The following is a 19,656-nucleotide window of genomic DNA, read 5'->3' on the forward strand; positions in this document are numbered from 1 at the left end:
AACCAAGTTATCCACAGAATAGGCATTGTGGATAAGTCTGTGAATTTAATATGATAAAGATGACTAAATCGCAGGAAAGTGCTGGTTTATTGATTTGGTATTTGGAGAATTATTTAAAGAGGAGAAAATTGGAGCGACACACGAGGTTCGAACTCGTGACCTCAACCTTGGCAAGGTTGCGCTCTACCAACTGAGCTAGTGTCGCTTCACAGATACTCGATTGTTTATCGAATAACTTTGAATTTGGTTGCGGGGGCCGGATTTGAACCGACGACCTTCGGGTTATGAGCCCGACGAGCTACCAAGCTGCTCCACCCCGCGTCCGTATTGTGTCACCGTTAAGCACGATGAAAGCTAATTTTGGAGCGACACACGAGGTTCGAACTCGTGACCTCAACCTTGGCAAGGTTGCGCTCTACCAACTGAGCTAGTGTCGCTTCACAGATACTCGATTATTTATCGAATAACTTTGAATTTGGTTGCGGGGGCCGGATTTGAACCGACGACCTTCGGGTTATGAGCCCGACGAGCTACCAAGCTGCTCCACCCCGCGTCCGTATTGTGTCACCGTTAAGCACGATGAAGGCTAAATTTGGAGCGACACACGAGGTTCGAACTCGTGACCTCAACCTTGGCAAGGTTGCGCTCTACCAACTGAGCTAGTGTCGCTTCACAGATACTCGATTTTTTATCGAATAACTTTGAATTTGGTTGCGAGGCCGGATTTGTACCGGGCGGCGCTACCGTCGACGGCCTGAGGGTTATGAATAACAATCAAACTGTCTTGAATTTGGTTGCGGGGGCCGGATTTGAACCGACGACCTTCGGGTTATGAGCCCGACGAGCTACCAAGCTGCTCCACCCCGCGTCCGTAGTTCACCATTCTAAGCATGATGAAGGCTTTTAAATTTGGAGCGACACACGAGGTTCGAACTCGTGACCTCAACCTTGGCAAGGTTGCGCTCTACCAACTGAGCTAGTGTCGCTTTCTAACGACTTTCGCCGTTTAGGGTTGCGCATTATAAGTGGAATTTAATGTGATGCAACCCCTATTTATAAAAAAATCAGAAAATCGATTTGAACGAACAAAAAAACATCAGATCTTCATAATAGTTTGGCGATAGTACTTAAGTTCAGCGATAGATTCTCGAATGTCATCCAGTGCTAAGTGCACGCCCTGCTTAGAAAAACCATCCAAAACTTCTGGTTTCCAGCGGCGTGTTAACTCTTTGAGAGTACTTACATCTACATAACGATAATGGAAGTATTGCTCAAGCTCAGGCATGTGCTTGTATAGGAAACGACGATCTTGACCAATGCTGTTGCCACAGATGGGAGAGGCACCAGCAGGAACATGCTGCTTCAAGAACTCTATAGTCATCTCAACCGCTTGGTCTTCAGTAATGTCACTCTTTCTGACACGCTCAACCAAACCACTGTTGGTGTGGGTGTTAGTGCACCAGTCATCCATCTTATCTAATTCAGACTCTGGTTGATGGATAGCAATAACAGGCCCTTCAGCCAAGATATTGAGTTCACTGTCGGTAACGATTGATGCGATTTCGATGATCTTGTGGGTTTCTGGGTCAAGACCCGTCATCTCCAGGTCAACCCAGATAAGGTTGGTTTCATTTAGTGCCATTGAGGAAATTGCCTATTATTGGTGTTAGATCGCGAATTTAATTATATGATACTCCGCAATATCAAAAAGCCAATTAAGTCGGAAACCATTAATGGCCAAAAAGAAAAAGCTCACTAAAGGGCAAGTACGTCGAGTACGACACAATCAGAAGAAACGACTCAAGCAGGATACCAGTGTGGACTGGGATGAGCAGATGCTTGGTGAGTCGAAGAAAGGATTGGTGATCACTCGATTTGGTCAGCATGCGGATATTGAAGACTTAGAATCAGGTGAAATCCAACGCTGTAACCTAAGACGTGGTATTGAGAGCCTAGTTTCAGGCGACCGAGTAATCTGGCGTAAAGGTCTTGAGACCATGGCGGGTATTTCGGGTGTGGTTGAGGCGGTAGAGCCACGCACCTCAGTGCTAACCCGTCCTGATTATTACGACGGCCTAAAACCAGTTGCTGCTAATGTTGAGCAGATGGTGATTGTCTCTTCTGTACTTCCAGAGCTATCACTTTCGATTATCGACCGCTATCTGGTTGCTTCAGAGACCCTAGAGATCGCACCTCTACTGGTACTGAACAAAATCGATCTTGCTGATGAAGCGCTCATGACTGCTTACAAAGAGCAACTCGATATCTACACCAATATTGGTTACAAGGTGCTTCTAGTAAGTAAAGAGACTGGCGAGGGTATCGATGCGCTGCAGCAAGAACTGCAAGGCAAGATAAATATCTTCGTGGGTCAGTCTGGTGTAGGTAAATCCAGCCTAGTTAATGCGCTTATGCCTGGACTAGAGGTTGAGGAGGGTGAGATCTCTGAAAACTCGAATCTAGGTCAGCATACAACTACGGCCTCACGTCTATACCACTTCCCTCTTGGCGGTGACCTTATCGACTCTCCTGGGGTTCGAGAATTTGGACTTTGGCATCTGGAAGCCGATGAAGTTACCAAGGCATTCGTTGAGTTTCGCGAATACCTGGGGCTGTGTAAGTTTAGAGACTGTAAGCACCTAAACGACCCAGGCTGTGCCATCCTAGAGGCTGTTGATAAAGAGAAGATCCATCCATCGCGATTCGATAACTACCATAGAATTATCGAGAGCATGGCGGAGAACAAAGCGAATCGACAATATTCGCGTAACAAAAAGCTAGACCAGTAGCTTTTTAGACAAACTCAGGCTTTTTAAGTAACATTCACGACCAATTTTGCAAATACGGATCATATTGTGATTGATAAAATCAAAGTGGGCGCCCAATACTGGCTCCCTCAACATGGCTTGACCCGCCTAGTCGGTAAGCTGGCATCAGCAAAGCTTGGAAGCTTCACGACTTCTATCATTCGCTGGTTCATTAAGCAGTACAAGATCAACATGGATGAGGCATTGCACTCAGATCCTGCGCACTTCAAGACTTTTAACGACTTCTTCGTGCGTGAACTAAAGGCAGGCGTTCGCCCAGTAGTAGAAGACGAGTCTGTCATCGTGCACCCAGCTGACGCTTGCGTTAGCCAGTTTGGTCCGATCGAAAACGACCGCCTTATCCAAGCAAAGAATCACGATTACTCAGCGCGTGAGCTACTCGGTGGCGACCTAGACCTAACTGAAGAATTCAGTGAGGGTCATTTTGCTACGCTATATCTATCTCCTAGTGACTATCACCGCGTACACATGCCGTGTGACGGTACACTGCGTCAGATGATCTACGTACCGGGTGACCTGTTCTCCGTAAACCCACTAACAGCTGAGAACGTGGAAAACCTATTTGCACGTAACGAGCGCGTGGTATGTATCTTCGATACTGAGTTCGGCCCTATGGCTCAAGTTCTAGTAGGTGCGACTATCGTAGGTAGCATCGAGCTTACCTGGGCAGGCACTGTGACTCCACCAACAGGCAACACTGTGTATCGCTGGGATTACCCAAGTGAGGGCGAAAAGGCTATCCACATCAAGAAAGGTGAAGAGATGGGTCGCTTTAAACTGGGCTCTACGGTTATCAACCTATTCCCGAAAGGTGCTATCGAGTTCGATTCAAGCATGCAGCTTGATGCAACAACTCGCCTAGGCACAGCTTACGCTCATATCCAAGAGTCGTAAGCACACCTAAGACAGACAAAAGGAGCGTATCGAACGCTCCTTTTTTGTTTATGCCTGAGATGGCGTTGCCATCAGCAGTCCCTCTTCGAGAAGCGCCAACTGCTCCTGTCCAAGAGATGTTGCCATAGGTTTTACCACCGCAAGTATCTGCAGCATACCCTGCATTACCATGGACTCAGTGATCTCTGTATTGGCATTCATCGCCGATTGATATCCAAGCCAGCCCGTCGCAATGCAGTGCAGGTTTGTGACCAAGCGAGGAAGGTCTGAGCGTTTCACCTCTATTAGCTTCAGCGCCAAGAAGGACTCCACAATAGCCACCAAGTTGATGCGCAGCTTGTGTTGCACCGCTAGGTAGTTTTTATGTAGTTCTTCATCACGACCCAATATCTCAGCTAGGCTGACGTACAAAAAACGATACTTCCACATTAATGAGAAGGTCGAATTCACGTAGTGCTTGAGTAGCACTAGGCTTTCACTTTGACTCTCTACTGGGCGGAACCTATCCAGCAACTCAGTGGTGTATTCGTTGAAGATGGCTCGAATGATCTCTTGTTTGTTGGCGTAGTGGTAATAAAGATTTCCCGGGCTGATCCCAAGATGCGCAGCAATATGATTGGTGGTGGTATTACGCTCACCCTGTTGGTTGAACAGCTCTAACGCGCCCTTAATGATTCTTTGCTTTGTTTTCATATAGTATTGAAACTCTGTGCCTTCGAATTTAAGTCCATGATTTACACTTTATTTTTCAGTGTGTATGGCCGTTCCTTTGGGTATATACTCTAAATCAATATTAACAATTATTAACTCATTTATTTTGTCTATTTCTCACTGGCTTTCTGCCGCTAGACCTAAAACTCTTCCCCTAGCCTTAGCCTCTATCGTGACAGGCAGTTGTATCGCCTACTCTCAAGGTAGCCATTTCTGGTCAGTGAGCCTTTTAGCACTGCTTACTGCTACCCTGCTGCAGATTCTATCCAACCTTGCCAATGACTATGGTGATGCTCAGCACGGTACCGACAATGAAGAGAGAATTGGCCCCGAGCGAGCCATACAGTCAGGGGCTATAACACTTGCGCAGATGAAGACGGCCATGGTTATCTGCTCACTACTGAGCGTGGCATCCGGTCTTGCACTCATCTTCACCTCACTCACTCATAGCGCTGATATCTGGATGTTTATCGGTTTGGGTGTGGCCTCTATCTTCTGTGCTATTGCCTATACGGTAGGTAAAAAACCTTATGGTTATCTTGGTCTGGGCGATCTGTCGGTTTATGTATTCTTTGGTCTTCTAGGTGTGGGTGGTACTTTCTATCTGCACACCCAGAGCATAGATTCACTCTTATTGCTTCCATCAACCGCATCAGGTCTCTTGGCTGTGGGTGTACTTAACGTCAACAATATGCGAGATATTGAGAACGACAGCGCATTTGGCAAGACTACGGTGGCTGTGCGTCTAGGCTTAGAAAAAGCTAAGCGTTATCACATGCTTTTGGTAAGTGTGGCCTGGCTCTGCTACCTTGGTTTTATTCTCAACAATCACTTTAGCTTGGAGAGTCTAGCTTTGGTGATCATGATATTGGGCCCAGGAATCAAGCACCTTGTTGCGATTAAATCGGCATCCACCAGCGCTGAAATTGCACCGCTAATGGGCGACATTGTAAAGCTAGCTCTAATTGCTAACCTTTTATTTTCTATCGCAATTATTGTTTAGTTAACTTAAATCAGTTTTTCTAATCCTTAGCAAGATATACTCAGTTCACAGACCCTAATCAGAAGGTGACTCGAACCATGGAATACAATACTTCAGCTCTTTGTGACGTTTATTTGGATCAGGTTGATGTGGTAGAGCCAATGTTTAGCAACTTTGGTGGTAGCGCATCCTTTGCCGGCCAGATAACCACAATCAAATGCTTCGAGGACAACGGGCTCATTCGCTCCGTACTGGAAGAGGATGGACAAGGCCGAGTTCTGCTTATCGATGGTGGTGGTTCACTGAGACGCGCCCTTATCGATGCTGAGATCGCAACTCTTGCAGAAGAGAACGAGTGGGAAGGTATCGTAGTCTACGGTTCAGTACGCGAAGTCGATGAACTTGAAGATATGAATATTGGTATCCAAGCTCTGGCCTCAAACCCTGTGGGTGCAACTCAAACTGAGGTTGGAGAGGTCGATGTGCCAGTTAACTTCGCTGGGGTGAGCTTTCTACCTGAAGATTATATCTATGCCGATAACACAGGGATCATCCTATCTCAGGAGGCACTAGAAACTAACTTCGAGATAGACGAAGACGAGTAAACCTGAAAGCCTTAACAGAAAACACATTTGGTAGCAGATCTCGATATGAGGTCTGCTTTTTTATTGATTAAAAACAAAGCATTTACGAATAAAACCCTTAGCTTGTTAAGTGATAATAACTCTAAATAATCTCAGCCCTATCAGGGGCTTGGAGTCACTTTTAAGGCGCTAGGGAATGAATAAAACCAACTCAAGTCAGATTATCAAACTGGCAGTCAGCATCTTGATCCCCTTATTTGTTTTGGCCATGCCCAGCAGCTGGATTCCTATTGCTGAACTGACGGTAGTGCAGCATCGCTTGTTAGCCATTTTTATTATGTCGGCACTGCTATGGGTACTTGAGCCTGTTCCAGTGTTTGCCACCTCAATCCTTATCATCACCTTACAGCTGATCTTCTTATCAGATAAAGGATTGACCGTGCTTCGTATCGACCATGCCGATGAAGCCTTTGGCACATTGATCCCTTATACCGATATCCTCGGATCCTTCTCATCACCGATTATCATCTTATTCATGGGTGGTTTTGCACTGGCGATTGCCGCCTCTAAGTATCAACTGGACAACAACCTAGCGCGGGTGCTTCTAAAGCCGTTTGGTAGCAAACCCAAGTTCATCATGTTAGGTCTGATGCTTATCACTGCCGTGTTCTCCATGTTTATGTCTAACACAGCCACTACAGTAATGATGTTGGCACTGCTTGGACCTATAGTAGCTTCAGCTAAACCGGGTGACCTAGGTATCAAAGCACTAGTTTTATGTATTCCGATTGCAGCAAACACCGGTGGTATCGCCACACCAATAGGCACGCCACCAAACGCCATCGCCCTGCAGTACCTTACAGGCGAGCATGCTATCGACTTCTTAAGCTGGATGATGTTTGGCTTACCTTTCGTGATAGTGCAACTGGCTATCGCTTGGCTACTGCTACAAAAGCTGTTCCCTTCTGAGCAAGAAAATCTAGAGCTGTCCCTGGAGGGTAAGTTCTTAAAATCGTGGAAGGCTATTGTGGTGTATATCACCTTTGCAGCCACCATCATTTTGTGGATAACCACCAAGCTCCATGGCATGAACACCTATGTGGTGGCGGTTATCCCACTGGCGGTATTCACCCTAACCGGCATCATGGGTAAGGCTGAGATCAAACAGATCAACTGGGACGTACTGTGGCTAGTTGCCGGTGGTATTGCTATCGGCTTAGCACTGGACAAAACGGGGCTCGCAAAAGGGCTGGCACACTCTATCGACTATGAAAGCCTATCACCGGTTGCGGTAGTGCTTACCCTTTCTATTATCTGTTGGCTGATGGCCAACTTCATGTCTAACACAGCTACCGCCAACTTGCTCATGCCTATCGCGGCGGCTATCGGAGCCTCAATGCCTGGCTTGGTAGCGGTTGGGGGTCTGCAAGGACTACTGGTTGTAGTGGCCTTCTCGGCATCATTGGGCATGATCTTACCTGTTTCTACACCACCTAACTCACTGGCATATTCTACTGGCTTGATTGATAGTAAGGATATGGCGAAAACCGGCATCATACTGGGCGTAGTCGGCCTAGCGATTGTATATGCCGCGATGATGATTTTAACTTAACCAAGACTAAGGAAATGTCATGTTAGTAATCGCTCATAGAGGAGCACGCGGAGAACTCCCAGAAAATACCTTGTTGGCCTTTGAATCAGCTATCGAGGGCGGGGCTCGCGCCATAGAGCTGGATATCCACCAGCATCAAGGGGAATTTTGGGTAATACATGACAAATGGGTCAACCGCACCACAGATGGAAACGGCCCTCTCACTTGGCATTCATACGACGGCTTAAAGTCGTTGGACGCGGGTAAGGGAGAGCGCATCCCTACCCTAGATGAAACACTTAAAACCCTAGCGGGGCGCTGCGCGGTCAATATTGAGCTCAAGGGCCTGGATGATATAAATAGCCTAGTTGAACACCTAGAGCTTGCAGTAAACGAATATGGCTTTGCTGAAGGGCAACTGCTTATCTCCTCTTTCAACCATCACTGGCTTGCAGAACTGCATCGAATCGCTCCTCAGTATAAGTTGGCAGCGCTAACCGCCAACAAGCCTATCGGCCTGTGCCAGTTTGCCCAAGAGCTGGGTGCCTACAGCGTCAACGTGGATATAGACGTTATCGATGGTCAGATGGTGGATGATGCCAAGAAGCGAGGACTAAAGATCTTCGTGTATACAGTCAATCGAGAAGAGGATTGGAAGCGCCTTCAGACGTTAGGTGTAGATGGAATCTTCTGTGACAAACCCGTAGATGCGGTGCGCTACTTCTCCGGCATCACAGATCAGACTCGCCACTGGCCAAACTAAAATTAGTTTTGCACTCAGGTATTTATCAGGCATATTGATTTAATCTTCAATTGCTTAAGTAAATACCATGGGATACGAATGGTTGGCCCTAGCGGCTGCCTTCTTATGGGCTATCTCTAGCCTAATATCGGTCACCCCAGCCCGTCACCTCGGGCCTTTTTCCTATAGCCGCTGGCGCATGGGGTGCACCGCTGTCATGCTCACCATCATGGCCTTAATCGTCGGAGGTTGGGGCAGTGTCAGCACGGCACATGTTATGCCTATGGTGTTGTCTGGTCTTATCGGTATCTTTATCGGCGATACTGCGCTTTTTGCCTGTATGAATCGCATGGGACCGAGACAAGCGGGGTTGCTCTTCTCTTGTCATGCAGTCTTCTCCGCCATCCTCGGATATTGGCTGTTCAACGAAACCTGGCATCTGGCCGAGATTATCGGTGCAACACTGGTATTTTCCGGGGTAGTCACTGCCATCTTTTTTGGACGCAAAGGCTCAGATAACAACGACTGGGAAGCCTTGCATGGCAAGCTTGCTATCGGGGTCGCCTTAGGGTTATTGGCGGCTTTATGTCAGGCGTTAGGCGGCATTATCGCAAAACCGGTAATGCAGACCGATATCAATCCAATTGCAGCTTCTGCAATTCGTATGATCACAGCCTTTGCAGCTCACAGCTTATTCTGGGCGAGTGGTGCGAAACTGGCGAAGTCTAAGAATCCGATCAATCGCAAGATCTTCTCCATTACCGCACTCAATGGTTTCTTGGCTATGGCGGTAGGTATGACGCTTATCCTTTATGCATTGCAGGACGGCAATGTGGGTATGGTTGCCCTGCTCTCTTCCACCACACCTATCATGGTGTTGCCACTATTGTGGTTTATCACCAAACAGCGCCCCAACCATTATGCTTGGTTTGGCGCTATCTTAGCGGTGATTGGAACAGGGCTCATCGTCTCTTAAGCTCGGGGGAAGGCGAACGCCGTTACCTGCTCGATATGGGTTTTACCTAGCGCTAGCATGATGAGTCTATCTATGCCTAGAGCTACCCCAGCACACTGAGGCAGGCCATGACTGATGGCTTCAATAAGATACTTATCGATAGGTTGCGCTTCTAACCCCATCTCAACACGCTTACGGTTATCTTCTTCAAAGCGTGCTAATTGCTCTTTAGCATCGTCCAGCTCATGGAAGCCATTAGCCAGCTCTATCCCTTTAAAGTAAACCTCGAAGCGATCTGCCACCCTTGGGTCCATTGGATTTATCTTAGCAAGTGCTGCCTGGGAGGCTGGGAAGTCATAGACAAACGCTGGAACCTTCTGGCCAATCTTGGTTTCAACACCCATGCTAAACAGCAGTTGCAACAGGGTATTTTTGTCCTCTTCTGGTTCAGCAATGTCGCTAAGGCCTAAAGTAGCGGCCACAGCTTTAAGCTCCGTCATACTCGCTTCTAGCGGACAAACACCTAGCACCTTAAGAAACGCCTTTTGATAGGTCATACGCTCTGCACTCTCGGTTTCCAGAACCAGTTGCAAAAACTCATCCATTTCATCCATAAGGTCATGGTGATTAAAACCGACACGATACCATTCCAGCATAGTGAACTCAGGATTATGGTGACGCCCACTTTCTTCATTGCGAAACGACTTACACATCTGATAGATAGAACCACTGCCAGCTGCTAGCAGGCGTTTCATGTGAAACTCAGGGCTGGTCATAAGGTTTAGCGAACTGCCATCGGCATACCCTGGCCCTACAAACTGGGTTTGAAAGGTATGCAGATGAATATCCGTTACCGCAGCATGGCTCAACGCCGGGGTATCCACCTCAAGCACATCACGCTCAGCAAAGAATTGTCGAATGCGGTTTACTACCTTAGCGCGCAGACGAAGAGCTGAAATATCTGCACTCGGTTTCCAGAGAGGTTCTGACATATTTGTTCCTATGAAATCAGTTACTCACAAGCCTTGCTTGTTTGTGCATAGTGTCACATGACAAGGATCACAGACCTATTTTTTTTTCGGATTTTTCACCTTTCTAGCCAGAAAAAAAGCAAGTAAATCAATTTTTTCGCAACTTTATTCCCCTAGAATGGTAAACAGAATTTCTACTATAAATTGCGGTTAATACTGCTTACTACTGGAGGATAACTGTGAAAACACTTACCACAGATATCGCTGTCATCGGTGCTGGAGGCGCCGGTCTTCGAACTGCTATCGCAGCAGCAGAAGCGAACCCAGAAATGGAAATCGCCCTAATCTCAAAAGTCTACCCTATGCGCTCCCACACGGTGGCCGCGGAAGGTGGTTCTGCAGCTGTAATTAAGGACGAAGATAGCCTAGATAACCACTTCAACGACACCGTTGGTGGTGGTGACTGGCTATGCGAACAGGACGTAGTTGAGTATTTCGTTGAGAATGCCACTCGCGAGATGATTCAAATGGAACAATGGGGCTGCCCATGGAGCCGCAAAGACAACGGCGAAGTTAACGTTCGTCGCTTTGGGGGGATGAAGGTTGAGCGTACTTGGTTTGCTGCGGATAAAACCGGCTTCCACATGCTACACACCCTTTTCCAAACCTCTATCAAATATCCGCAGATCAAGCGCTTTGACGAATACTTCGTGGTTGACCTTTTGGTTGACGAAGGCGAGGTACAAGGCCTGATTGCTATCCATATGGCTGAGGGTGAACTGGTCGCCATCAAGGCTAAGTCAGTGGTACTGGCAACCGGTGGCGCGGGTCGCGTGTATAACACCAATACCAACGGCGGTATCGTAACTGGTGACGGTATGGCTATGGCTTATCGTCACGGCGTGCCACTGCGTGATATGGAGTTCGTTCAGTATCACCCAACCGGTCTGCCAGGCACAGGTATCCTGATGACCGAGGGTTGTCGTGGTGAGGGCGGCATTATCGTCAATAAAGACGGCTATCGCTATCTACAAGACTACGGTATGGGCCCTGAGACTCCAGTAGGTCAGCCTAAGAACAAATACATGGAACTGGGTCCTCGCGACAAGGTTTCACAAGCATTCTGGCATGAACAGCAGAAAGGCAACACCATAGAACACCCACTGGGTGATGTGGTGCACCTAGACCTTCGCCACCTTGGTGAAGAGTATCTGCAAGAGCGTCTACCGTTTATCTGTGAGCTAGCAAAAGCGTACGTAAACGTTGATCCAGCCAAAGAGCCAATCCCAATTCGTCCAACCGTTCACTACACCATGGGTGGTATCGAAACCGACCCTAAATGTGAGACTCGCATCAAGGGTCTATTCGCGGTAGGTGAGTGTGCTTCTGTAGGTCTTCACGGTGCTAACCGCCTTGGCTCAAACTCGCTGGCTGAGTTTGTGGTATTCGGTCGCGTTGCCGGTGAAGAAGCAGTTAAGCGTGCATCAGAATTCAAGGGTTGGAATGATGCAAGTATTCAAGCTCAGATCGATGCCGTTGATGCTCGTATCCAATCGCTATTGGGTCAAGAAGGCGATGAAAACTGGTCTGAAATCCGCACTGAAATGGGTAAAACCATGGAAGCGGGCTGTGGTATCTATCGTCGTGAAGACCTGATGCAAGAGACCATGGACAAGCTAACTGAGCTGAAAGAGCGCTATAAGAAGATCAGCATCAAAGACAAAGGCAAGGTGTTCAACACTGATCTGCTTTACGCTATCGAGGTTGGTTATGGCCTTGAGGTAGCAGAGGCTATGGTTCACTCTGCTATCTTGCGTAAAGAGTCTCGCGGTGCACACCAACGTCTAGATGAAGGCTGCACAGAGCGTGATGATGAGCAGTTCCTGAAGCACTCACTGGCTTTCTTCAACCAAGATGCAGCGCCATCTATCGACTACAGCGATGTGACCATCACTAAGTCTCAGCCTAAGGCTCGCCTATACGGTGCAGCAGCTGAAGAAGCGGCAAAAGCAGAAGCTGAGGAGAACAAGTAATGCCATCTCGTATTCAAAAAGTAGACATTCTTCGCTACGACTCGGAGAAAGACGAACAACCTTATCTGCAGAAGTTCGAGGTTCCTTTCGATGAGACCATGTCGGTACTGGATGCTATCGGCTACATCAAGGACCATCTAGACAAGGATCTGGCTTACCGCTGGTCTTGTCGTATGGCTATCTGTGGTTCGTGCGGCATCATGGTAAACAATGTGCCTAAGCTGGCATGTAAGACCTTCCTGCGTGACTACCCAGATGGTTTGACCATAGAGCCACTGGCGAACTTCCCTATCGAAAAGGATTTGATCGTAGACATGACGCCATTTATCGAGCGTCTTGAAGCGATTAAGCCTTACATCATAGGTAATGATCGTAAGCCTGAAGATGGCGCAAACCTACAGACTCCAGAAGAGATGGCTCGCTATAAGCAGTTTGCTGCCTGCATCAACTGTGGTCTTTGCTATGCAGCCTGTCCTCAGTTCGGCCTAAACCCTGAGTTCATCGGTCCAGCAGCGCTGACTCTTGCGCACCGCTACAACCTAGATACTCGTGACAACGGCAAACAAGAGCGTATGGAGCTGATCAATGGCGACAATGGCGCTTGGGGCTGTACCTTTGTTGGCTACTGCTCTGAGGTTTGTCCGAAGAACGTTGACCCTGCAGCGGCGGTTAACCAAGGCAAGATTGAATCGTCAAAAGATTTTGTGATTGCGATGCTGAAACCGGAGGATGCGTAATGAGTAATCGTAAGCCTTATGTTCGTGAAATGAAGCGCACCTGGTGGAAGGATCACTCTTTCTATCGCACCTATATGTTGCGTGAAGCGACCGTTTTGCCACTGATCCTATTCACTCTATTCCTGACCATTGGCCTTGGCTCTTTGGTCAAAGGTCCAGAGGCTTGGGCTACTTGGCTTGAGTTCATGAAGAACCCTATCGTGATGCTCATCAATGTGCTGGCACTTGCAGGTAGCCTTTTCCACGCGCACACCTTCTTTAGCATGATGCCTCAGGTTATGCCTATTCGCATCAAGGGTAAGACCCTAGATAAGAAAGCGGTGGTATTGGCTCAGTGGGCAGCTGTAGCGTTCATTTCACTTGTAGTTCTAATCATAGTTTGAGGAGTATGACGTGATTAATAAGAATCCAAAGCGTTCAGACGAACCAGTATGGTGGGGACTGTTTGGTGCCGGTGGTAGCTGGTTTGCAATGATCACCCCTATCACTATCTTTGTGCTAGGTATCTTGGTTCCACTAGGTGTGATCGATGCAGAAGCAATGAGCTACGAGCGTGTTTCTAGCTTCGTTACTAGCATCATAGGTGGCCTGTTTATCATCGCTTCTATTGCGCTACCTATGTGGCACGCAATGCACCGTCTACACCACGGTATGCACGACCTAAAATTCCACACTGGCGTTGCCGGTAAGATTGCATGCTACTTTGCAGCGGCCTTCCTAACGGGTCTAGCTATCGTGTTTGTGTTTATGGTCTAACCCAGACCAAAACAAAAATGGCGCATCAGATGATGCGCCATTTTTTTATGTTCGCAGAGTGAAGATTACTTCACGCGACCTACGTATTCACCAGTACGGGTATCTACTTTGATAACCTCGCCAATAGCGATGAACAGAGGAACACGTACAACAGCACCAGTAGATAGAGTCGCTGGCTTACCACCTGTACCTTGAGTATCGCCTTTCAGACCTGGGTCAGTATCCGTTACTTCAAGCTCAACGAAGTTTGGCGGAGTAACAGTGATTGGGCTACCGTTCCAAAGAGTGATCATACAAGTGTTGTTTTCTACCAACCACTTAGCGTTCTCACCAACTGCTTTAACGTCAGCTGCAATCTGCTCGAAGGTTTCATTGTTCATAAAGTGGTAGAATTCGCCGTCGTTATATAGATAATCTAGGTCGATATCCATAACATCAGCTACTTCAACAGTCTCACCAGACTTGAAGGTTTTCTCTAAAACCTTACCAGACAGTAGCTTACGGATCTTAACGCGGTTGAACGCCTGACCTTTACCTGGCTTAACGTATTCGTTTTCTAGGATTACGCATGGCTCGCTATCAAGCATTAGCTTAAGGCCGCCTTTGAATTCATTGGTACTTACAGTAGCCATTTTTCCCTCTTTAATTTCTAGAGCAAGTTTTAATGTCGCATATCATAACCCAAAAAGCTGATTCTGTTGAACAAAACTGGTTGCAACAGCTCGCAGATGGGATCTCAGACCCTGCACAGTTACTGGCTTATTTGCATATAGACCCGACCGATTTCAGCCAAGGGTTCGCAGCGCGCAAAGCCTTCGCACAGCGAGTGCCATTAAGCTTTGCTGAGAGAATGGAAAAAGGCAATCCAAACGACCCTCTTTTAAGGCAAGTGTTGCCAGTAAAAGAAGAGTTTATTGAGCATCCTGAATTTGTGGCAGATCCGCTAGAAGAGCAAAACAATGCTCAGCCCAGCTTGCTACACAAATATAAGAACCGAGTGTTGCTGATCCTAAAGAACAACTGCGCGGTGAACTGCCGCTACTGTTTCCGTCGTCACTTCCCGTACTCGGAGAACCGTGGCAACAAATCAGTATGGCAGGCAAACATCGACTATATCGCTGAGCACCCTGAGGTTGATGAAGTGATCCTCTCTGGCGGTGACCCGCTGATGGCAAAGGACAGTGAACTCAAGTTTCTGATCGATGCTCTGGGTGCTATCCCGCATCTGAAGCGTCTGCGAATCCATTCGCGCCTACCTGTGGTGATTCCAGATAGAGTGACCGATGAATTGTGTGAAATGCTTGAACAAACCAGACTGAAATCGATCCTAGTGACCCATATCAATCACCCCAATGAGATATCTAGAGAGCTGGAACAGGCTTGTCTAAAGCTGAAGAAAGCCGATGTGACCTTGCTAAATCAAGGGGTGCTTTTGAGGGGGGTTAACAACGATGCGAGCACTTTAGTTGCCCTAGGCCAAAAGCTCTTTGATGCAGGCATACTGCCCTACTACTTGCATGTTTTAGACAAGGTAGCAGGTGCAACACACTTCTACATTGAGGATGAAGAAGCCAAGGCCTTGATGGCGGAAGTAATGGCGAGCACCTCAGGCTATCTCGTACCCAAACTTACCCGAGAAACAGGTGGCAAGCCGAGTAAGACACCACTCGATCTGCACTTAGAGTAATTATTACCCCGAGATCTAGCTCGCTTTTTGTAGCCCTACAATTCGCGATGGAATTCTAAGTTCATAAACAAACCACCCCAACTCATGGCTATTCAAAACGTAATTTAGCACTATCTGATGCAGACTCTTCGTCTTAGCACTCAGGAAGAGTGCTAGTTACAAAGGAACACCCATGAAACACGCAAATAAAACACTCCTCACTCTGGCATTAAGCGCCGCACTGTTCGGTTGTGGAGGCTCAGACTCCGGTAATTCAGGCCAGGATGGCCCTCAAACACCAGAAACCTATGCCTGTAATGTAAGCCAATCTGAGCAATCCAATAAGCTGCGCATCTATCAGGTGATGGTAGAGAGTTTTGTTAGCGGAGATCCGAACATCGGTCACGGAACCGGTTATGGCACAAGCCACCATAATGGAGACCTGCAAGGGATCATTGACTCACTGGATTACATCAAAGAGACCGGAGCAAATGCCATCTGGCTAACGCCGATTTTCCACTCGATTCCAGTTGATGGACAAGATCACTGGGCAGACCGCCTAGATGCGACCGGTTACTTTGCCAGTGACTATTTCTCTATCGACCCACGATTCGGCGATATGGACACAGCCAAAGCGCTAGTCGAAAAAGCCCATGCAAAAGGTCTCTACGTGTTCTTTGATGGCGTGTTTGGTCACCACAAAGACAACGTCGTCCCGTCTCCTTCCGGACTGACGCCAAGCGGAAGCAGTAACCCAGTTAGCTACCCTGAGAGCTTGGCTTTCTATAAGGAAGTCGCAACCTACTGGATTGAAGAGCTAAAAATTGATGGCTGGCGCCTAGACCAAGCCTATCAAGTCCCGACAGAGGCATGGACTGAGATTCGCAAGGCGGTAGATGAAGCATCACAGTCTGTCACCTACACCAATAACCTAGGTGAGACCGTCAATCCACTTGGCTACATGGTGGCAGAAATTTGGAACGGTGAGGACTACATCGCCGAGACAGGCTATGGCACAGAAGAAGCTCCAGCTTTGTGCTCAGCCTTCGACTTCCCAATGCGCTATCGCATAGTAGAAACGCTCGCTGCCAACGAGAGCAATGTATCGGGTCGCGACGCTTCGTGGCTGGCTAATGGCTATGAGACCCACGCTAAATATCCAGACCATGCCAAACCTAATCTAATGCTTGGCAACCATGACCTAGTGCGATTTGGCGACTTACTACAGCGAGGAGATATCGCTGAACCAAATGAGGATGAATACTGGCTTCGTCACAAGGCGGCGTTTGCTTTCCAAGCCGCTTACACCGGACCTATCACCCTTTACTACGGTGAAGAGATTGGTGATGAAGTACCAGATTTCGATGACCAGGTAACTAGCGACTGTGCCGTACAGGGCTTATGTGATGACCATGTTGCTCGCAGTAGCGCCAAGATAGAGGGCGTGACAGGTGATACTCTGACTGCCAATCAAGCAGACCTTCGAAGCTATGTATCCAAACTGATGGAGATTCGTGATGCTAACCCAGCTCTTTATGCGGGGGAGAGGCTCAATCTAGAGGCACAAGGCGATATCTATATCGACCTTAAGACTTCGGGTGACAACAAGGTAGTGTATGCGGCCAACCTAGGTCCAAATGCACAAGAGATCACCCTGCCCTCAGAACAACTAGGTACAAGCCAAGACTTGATTGACCTTATGACTAATGAGGTTGTTGAGGTTCAATCGGGTAACTATCAGTTTACCCTGCAAGCGTTTGAGGCTCGCTTCTTAGACGTTATTGAATAAAGTGTAATTTGAATAAAAAATGGCGGAGCTACCAAACAGTAGCTCCGCCACTTTTATTTTTAGAATATTGCTATTCAGATAACGGTATTTTTACTTCGCAAAGTTAACGATTGGGAAGCACTTGAAGAAACCGTTGTCAGCACAGTTGATTAGACCAATCTGAACGCCATCGATCTTATCTGTCATGTTGAAGAAGCCTAACTGGAAGTTAGAGCTCTTTGACACACTTGCGAACGCAACGTCAGCTACCGTCATACCTTGTGAGTAGTTTACCGCACCAAAGTTAAGGCCTTTAACGTTGTTGGTGATGTTTACTGCACTCACGTTAGCACCAGTAGTTTGTCCAGGCATCCAGTTGAACAGGCCAAAAGAAACACCTGTCATTTGCTGGTTTACCTTAGAGCCACCAAACATAAGACCGAAGTTAACACCGGTAGTGGTATTAGTTTCAGACATACCTAGTAGAGGGAAATCAACACCCTTTACCTCGCCAACCTTACCGTGTAGCACTGCAAGACGAACACCACCCACTGCATTTGCATCTGGAGCGTTGAAACCGTTCAGGCTTGAGAACATTACCGGAGAGCTATTAGCCATAGCTAGAGGGGAAGCAAGAGCCACTGCTGCCGTTGCAGCTAATAATCTTTTTTTCATTTTAAAATCCATCTTGTTGTAGAGCTTGCATATCAAGCTACTAATAAGAATACCCCAAGATGGTATTTGCCACAGCAAAATATAGATATTTCATATATTTATCATAAAAAAAAGCCCCCTGCTTTCGCAGAGGGCTCATCATGTTCTTTTTACTAAAAGGCTGGATTAGCCGTCGATACCGCGAGACTTTAGAAGCTCAGCGTAGGTACCACGGAAGTCAGTGATCTTGTTATCCTTGATCTCAAGAATACGGGTCGCCAATGAGTCTACGAATACGCGGTCGTGAGATACGAAGAACAAGGTGCCCTTATACTGCTCAAGTGCATTGTTCAATGACTCGATAGATTCCATATCCATGTGGTTAGTTGGCTCATCCATCAATAGGATATTTGGCTTATGCATCATGATCTTGCCAAGAAGCATACGACCTTGCTCACCACCAGATAGAACCTTCACCGACTTCTTAATATCGTCTTGCCCAAACAGCATACGACCAAGGAAGCTGCGTACCACTTGCTCATCGTCGCCCTCTTGACGCCATTGAGCCATCCAATCAAATACTTTTAGGTCTTCTGCAAAATCTTCTGCATGGTCTTGAGCGTAGTAACCGATGTTCGAGTTTTCAGACCACTTGTACTCACCAGAACGAGCTTCAAGCGCACCTGCTAATGTGTTCAGCAGTGTGGTTTTACCCACGCCGTTTTCACCAATGATAGCAACACGCTCGCCCACTTCGAAGATAGCGTTGAAGTCAGAATACAGGTCTTCTTCAAAGCCTTGAGTTAGGTTCTCAACCACAAGCGCATTACGGAATAGCTCTTTAGATTGCTCAAAACGAATGAATGGGTTTTGACGGCTCGACGCTTTAACTTCATCAAGCTGGATCTTATCGATCTGCTTAGCGCGAGAGGTGGCTTGCTTCGCCTTAGATGCGTTAGCCGAGAAGCGAGATACGAAGGTTTGTAGCTCAGCAATCTGTGCTTTCTTTTTAGCGTTGTCCGATAGCAGACGTTCACGAGCCTGTGTAGCTGCTGTCATGTATTCATCGTAGTTACCTGGATAAACGCGAAGCTCACCGTAATCCAAGTCAGCCATGTGGGTACATACTGAGTTTAGGAAATGACGGTCGTGCGAGATAATGATCATGGTGCAGTTACGCTGGTTTAGGGTCTCTTCTAGCCAGCGGATAGTGTCCATATCCAAGTTGTTGGTAGGCTCATCAAGAAGCATGATGTGCGGGTCAGCAAATAGAACCTGAGCAAGAAGCACACGCAGTTTCCAACCAGGTGCAACCTCACTCATCAGACCGAAGTGTTGCTCTTCCGGGATACCTACAGCAAGTAGCAGTTCACCGGCTTTCGCCTCTGCCATGTAACCATCCATCTCAGCGAACTGAACTTCAAGGTCAGCAACCAACATGCCCTCTTCTTCGCTCATTTCTGGAAGAGAGTAGATGCGGTCACGCTCTTGTTTAACGTCCCACAGCTCTTTGTAGCCCATGATTACAGTGTCGATTACCGTAAACTCTTCATAGGCAAACTGGTCCTGGTTTAGCTTGGCAACACGCTCGTTTGGATCGTAGCTAACATTACCTGAAGTCGGCTCTAGCTCACCGCTAAGGATCTTCATAAAGGTAGATTTACCGCAGCCGTTAGCGCCGATCAGGCCGTAACGGTTACCCTCACCAAACTTAACTGAGATGTTTTCGAAAAGTGGTTTTGCACCGAATTGTTGAGTGATATTAGCTGTGGAAATCAAAGCAG

19 protein-coding genes and 7 tRNA genes are annotated in these 19,656 nt (G+C 47.5%); 13 read left to right on the forward strand and 13 right to left on the reverse strand.

Annotation, left to right across the window (positions count from 1 at the left end):
* Nucleotides 1–129 precede the first annotated feature (129 nt).
* From Pcarn_RS12480 to orn, 8 genes are all read right to left on the reverse strand, one after another.
* Nucleotides 130–205, reverse strand: a tRNA-Gly gene (locus Pcarn_RS12480).
* A gap of 39 nt (nt 206–244) precedes the next feature.
* Nucleotides 245–321: transfer RNA gene (locus tag Pcarn_RS12485), tRNA-Met, on the reverse strand.
* Nucleotides 322–361: 40 nt separating this feature from the next.
* Nucleotides 362–437: transfer RNA gene (locus Pcarn_RS12490), tRNA-Gly, on the reverse strand.
* Between the two features lie 39 nt (nt 438–476).
* A tRNA-Met gene (locus tag Pcarn_RS12495) sits at nt 477–553 on the reverse strand.
* A gap of 40 nt (nt 554–593) precedes the next feature.
* Nucleotides 594–669 (reverse strand) — tRNA-Gly (locus Pcarn_RS12500).
* Between the two features lie 122 nt (nt 670–791).
* Nucleotides 792–868 (reverse strand) — tRNA-Met (locus Pcarn_RS12505).
* A gap of 42 nt (nt 869–910) precedes the next feature.
* Nucleotides 911–986, reverse strand: a tRNA-Gly gene (locus Pcarn_RS12510).
* Nucleotides 987–1,096: 110 nt separating this feature from the next.
* A complete protein-coding gene (gene orn / locus Pcarn_RS12515) occupies nt 1,097–1,642 on the reverse strand; it encodes an oligoribonuclease (protein WP_261834169.1) in 546 nt (181 codons plus the stop codon).
* Between the two features lie 91 nt (nt 1,643–1,733).
* On the opposite strand from orn, the gene rsgA reads away from it, so the two are divergent.
* Both rsgA and asd read left to right on the forward strand, forming a co-directional pair.
* The gene (gene rsgA / locus Pcarn_RS12520; protein ID WP_261834170.1) at nt 1,734–2,789 is read left to right on the forward strand and encodes a small ribosomal subunit biogenesis GTPase RsgA; all 1,056 of its coding nucleotides are present in this window, start codon (nt 1,734–1,736) and stop codon (nt 2,787–2,789) included.
* A gap of 69 nt (nt 2,790–2,858) precedes the next feature.
* Nucleotides 2,859–3,722 carry an archaetidylserine decarboxylase gene (asd, locus tag Pcarn_RS12525; RefSeq protein ID WP_261835684.1) on the forward strand — a complete coding sequence of 288 codons (864 nt, stop codon included), beginning with the start codon at nt 2,859–2,861 and terminating at the stop codon, nt 3,720–3,722.
* A 48-nt stretch (nt 3,723–3,770) separates the two neighbouring features.
* Here asd and Pcarn_RS12530 read toward each other — a convergent pair whose 3' ends face one another.
* The gene (locus tag Pcarn_RS12530; protein WP_261834171.1) at nt 3,771–4,415 is read right to left on the reverse strand and encodes a TetR/AcrR family transcriptional regulator; all 645 of its coding nucleotides are present in this window, start codon (nt 4,413–4,415) and stop codon (nt 3,771–3,773) included.
* Nucleotides 4,416–4,545: 130 nt separating this feature from the next.
* Between Pcarn_RS12530 and Pcarn_RS12535 the strand changes: the two genes are divergently transcribed.
* The 5 genes from Pcarn_RS12535 (at nt 4,546) to Pcarn_RS12555 (ending at nt 9,308) form a co-directional block, all read left to right on the forward strand.
* On the forward strand, nt 4,546–5,436 hold the full coding sequence (locus Pcarn_RS12535; protein WP_261835685.1) for a 1,4-dihydroxy-2-naphthoate polyprenyltransferase: 891 nt from the start codon (nt 4,546–4,548) through the stop codon (nt 5,434–5,436).
* Nucleotides 5,437–5,513: 77 nt separating this feature from the next.
* Nucleotides 5,514–6,020 carry a ribonuclease E activity regulator RraA gene (gene rraA / locus Pcarn_RS12540; RefSeq protein WP_261834172.1) on the forward strand — a complete coding sequence of 169 codons (507 nt, stop codon included), beginning with the start codon at nt 5,514–5,516 and terminating at the stop codon, nt 6,018–6,020.
* A 175-nt stretch (nt 6,021–6,195) separates the two neighbouring features.
* Nucleotides 6,196–7,611, forward strand: coding sequence for an SLC13 family permease (locus tag Pcarn_RS12545; protein ID WP_261834173.1), 1,416 nt, complete (start codon nt 6,196–6,198; stop codon nt 7,609–7,611).
* Between the two features lie 19 nt (nt 7,612–7,630).
* On the forward strand, nt 7,631–8,353 hold the full coding sequence (locus Pcarn_RS12550; protein ID WP_261834174.1) for a glycerophosphodiester phosphodiesterase: 723 nt from the start codon (nt 7,631–7,633) through the stop codon (nt 8,351–8,353).
* A 67-nt stretch (nt 8,354–8,420) separates the two neighbouring features.
* Nucleotides 8,421–9,308, forward strand: a complete 888-nt coding sequence (locus Pcarn_RS12555; protein WP_261834175.1) for a DMT family transporter — start codon at nt 8,421–8,423, stop codon at nt 9,306–9,308.
* Here the strand turns inward: Pcarn_RS12555 and epmA are convergent.
* Nucleotides 9,305–10,279, reverse strand: coding sequence for an elongation factor P--(R)-beta-lysine ligase (gene epmA / locus Pcarn_RS12560; RefSeq protein WP_261834176.1), 975 nt, complete (start codon nt 10,277–10,279; stop codon nt 9,305–9,307). The genes Pcarn_RS12555 and epmA overlap by 4 nt on opposite strands.
* Before the next feature lie 218 nt (nt 10,280–10,497).
* Here epmA and frdA point away from each other — a divergent pair, with 218 nt between their 5' ends.
* Genes frdA through frdD form a run of 4 tightly spaced genes read left to right on the forward strand, consistent with a single transcriptional unit; the run spans nt 10,498 to nt 13,784 of the window.
* A complete protein-coding gene (gene frdA, locus Pcarn_RS12565; protein WP_261834177.1) occupies nt 10,498–12,291 on the forward strand; it encodes a fumarate reductase (quinol) flavoprotein subunit in 1,794 nt (597 codons plus the stop codon).
* Nucleotides 12,291–13,028, forward strand: coding sequence for a succinate dehydrogenase/fumarate reductase iron-sulfur subunit (locus Pcarn_RS12570; protein WP_261834178.1), 738 nt, complete (start codon nt 12,291–12,293; stop codon nt 13,026–13,028). The genes frdA and Pcarn_RS12570 overlap by 1 nt, the downstream gene beginning before the upstream one ends.
* Nucleotides 13,028–13,411 carry a fumarate reductase subunit FrdC gene (gene frdC / locus Pcarn_RS12575; protein ID WP_261834179.1) on the forward strand — a complete coding sequence of 128 codons (384 nt, stop codon included), beginning with the start codon at nt 13,028–13,030 and terminating at the stop codon, nt 13,409–13,411. Before Pcarn_RS12570 ends, frdC begins: the two co-directional genes overlap by 1 nt.
* 10 nt (nt 13,412–13,421) lie before the next feature.
* The gene (gene frdD, locus Pcarn_RS12580) at nt 13,422–13,784 is read left to right on the forward strand and encodes a fumarate reductase subunit FrdD (RefSeq protein ID WP_261834180.1); all 363 of its coding nucleotides are present in this window, start codon (nt 13,422–13,424) and stop codon (nt 13,782–13,784) included.
* A 65-nt stretch (nt 13,785–13,849) separates the two neighbouring features.
* Here frdD and efp read toward each other — a convergent pair whose 3' ends face one another.
* Nucleotides 13,850–14,416 carry an elongation factor P gene (gene efp / locus Pcarn_RS12585; protein WP_261834181.1) on the reverse strand — a complete coding sequence of 189 codons (567 nt, stop codon included), beginning with the start codon at nt 14,414–14,416 and terminating at the stop codon, nt 13,850–13,852.
* Nucleotides 14,417–14,448: 32 nt separating this feature from the next.
* Here efp and epmB point away from each other — a divergent pair, with 32 nt between their 5' ends.
* Both epmB and Pcarn_RS12595 read left to right on the forward strand, forming a co-directional pair.
* Entirely contained in the window at nt 14,449–15,471 is a 1,023-nt protein-coding gene (gene epmB / locus Pcarn_RS12590; protein WP_261834182.1) for an EF-P beta-lysylation protein EpmB, read from the forward strand.
* A 172-nt stretch (nt 15,472–15,643) separates the two neighbouring features.
* Nucleotides 15,644–17,239 carry an alpha-amylase family glycosyl hydrolase gene (locus Pcarn_RS12595; RefSeq protein WP_261834183.1) on the forward strand — a complete coding sequence of 532 codons (1,596 nt, stop codon included), beginning with the start codon at nt 15,644–15,646 and terminating at the stop codon, nt 17,237–17,239.
* Nucleotides 17,240–17,329: 90 nt separating this feature from the next.
* On the opposite strand, the gene Pcarn_RS12600 is transcribed toward Pcarn_RS12595, so the two are convergent.
* Entirely contained in the window at nt 17,330–17,893 is a 564-nt protein-coding gene (locus Pcarn_RS12600) for a VC2662 family protein (protein ID WP_261834184.1), read from the reverse strand.
* Nucleotides 17,894–18,058: 165 nt separating this feature from the next.
* Nucleotides 18,059–19,651 carry an ABC-F family ATPase gene (locus Pcarn_RS12605; RefSeq protein ID WP_261834185.1) on the reverse strand — a complete coding sequence of 531 codons (1,593 nt, stop codon included), beginning with the start codon at nt 19,649–19,651 and terminating at the stop codon, nt 18,059–18,061.
* Nucleotides 19,652–19,656: the final 5 nt, after the last annotated feature.

The sequence above is a fragment of the Vibrio ishigakensis genome, assembly GCF_024347675.1.
In the GTDB taxonomy this organism is placed as follows: domain Bacteria; phylum Pseudomonadota; class Gammaproteobacteria; order Enterobacterales; family Vibrionaceae; genus Vibrio; species Vibrio ishigakensis.

Bases quoted from the DNA above. Each gene is read 5' to 3' on its own strand.
- Pcarn_RS12600 (WP_261834184.1), bottom strand. From the start codon at position 17,893: ATGAAAAAAAGATTATTAGCTGCAACGGCAGCAGTGGCTCTTGCTTCC.
- epmA (WP_261834176.1), bottom strand. From the start codon at position 10,279: ATGTCAGAACCTCTCTGGAAACCGAGTGCAGATATTTCAGCTCTTCGT.
- epmB (WP_261834182.1), top strand. From the start codon at position 14,449: ATGTCGCATATCATAACCCAAAAAGCTGATTCTGTTGAACAAAACTGG.
- Pcarn_RS12550 (WP_261834174.1), top strand. From the start codon at position 7,631: ATGTTAGTAATCGCTCATAGAGGAGCACGCGGAGAACTCCCAGAAAAT.
- rsgA (WP_261834170.1), top strand. From the start codon at position 1,734: ATGGCCAAAAAGAAAAAGCTCACTAAAGGGCAAGTACGTCGAGTACGA.
- Pcarn_RS12595 (WP_261834183.1), top strand. From the start codon at position 15,644: ATGAAACACGCAAATAAAACACTCCTCACTCTGGCATTAAGCGCCGCA.
- efp (WP_261834181.1), bottom strand. From the start codon at position 14,416: ATGGCTACTGTAAGTACCAATGAATTCAAAGGCGGCCTTAAGCTAATG.
- Pcarn_RS12555 (WP_261834175.1), top strand. From the start codon at position 8,421: ATGGGATACGAATGGTTGGCCCTAGCGGCTGCCTTCTTATGGGCTATC.
- frdC (WP_261834179.1), top strand. From the start codon at position 13,028: ATGAGTAATCGTAAGCCTTATGTTCGTGAAATGAAGCGCACCTGGTGG.
- Pcarn_RS12545 (WP_261834173.1), top strand. From the start codon at position 6,196: ATGAATAAAACCAACTCAAGTCAGATTATCAAACTGGCAGTCAGCATC.
- rraA (WP_261834172.1), top strand. From the start codon at position 5,514: ATGGAATACAATACTTCAGCTCTTTGTGACGTTTATTTGGATCAGGTT.
- Pcarn_RS12530 (WP_261834171.1), bottom strand. From the start codon at position 4,415: ATGAAAACAAAGCAAAGAATCATTAAGGGCGCGTTAGAGCTGTTCAAC.
- orn (WP_261834169.1), bottom strand. From the start codon at position 1,642: ATGGCACTAAATGAAACCAACCTTATCTGGGTTGACCTGGAGATGACG.
- Pcarn_RS12570 (WP_261834178.1), top strand. From the start codon at position 12,291: ATGCCATCTCGTATTCAAAAAGTAGACATTCTTCGCTACGACTCGGAG.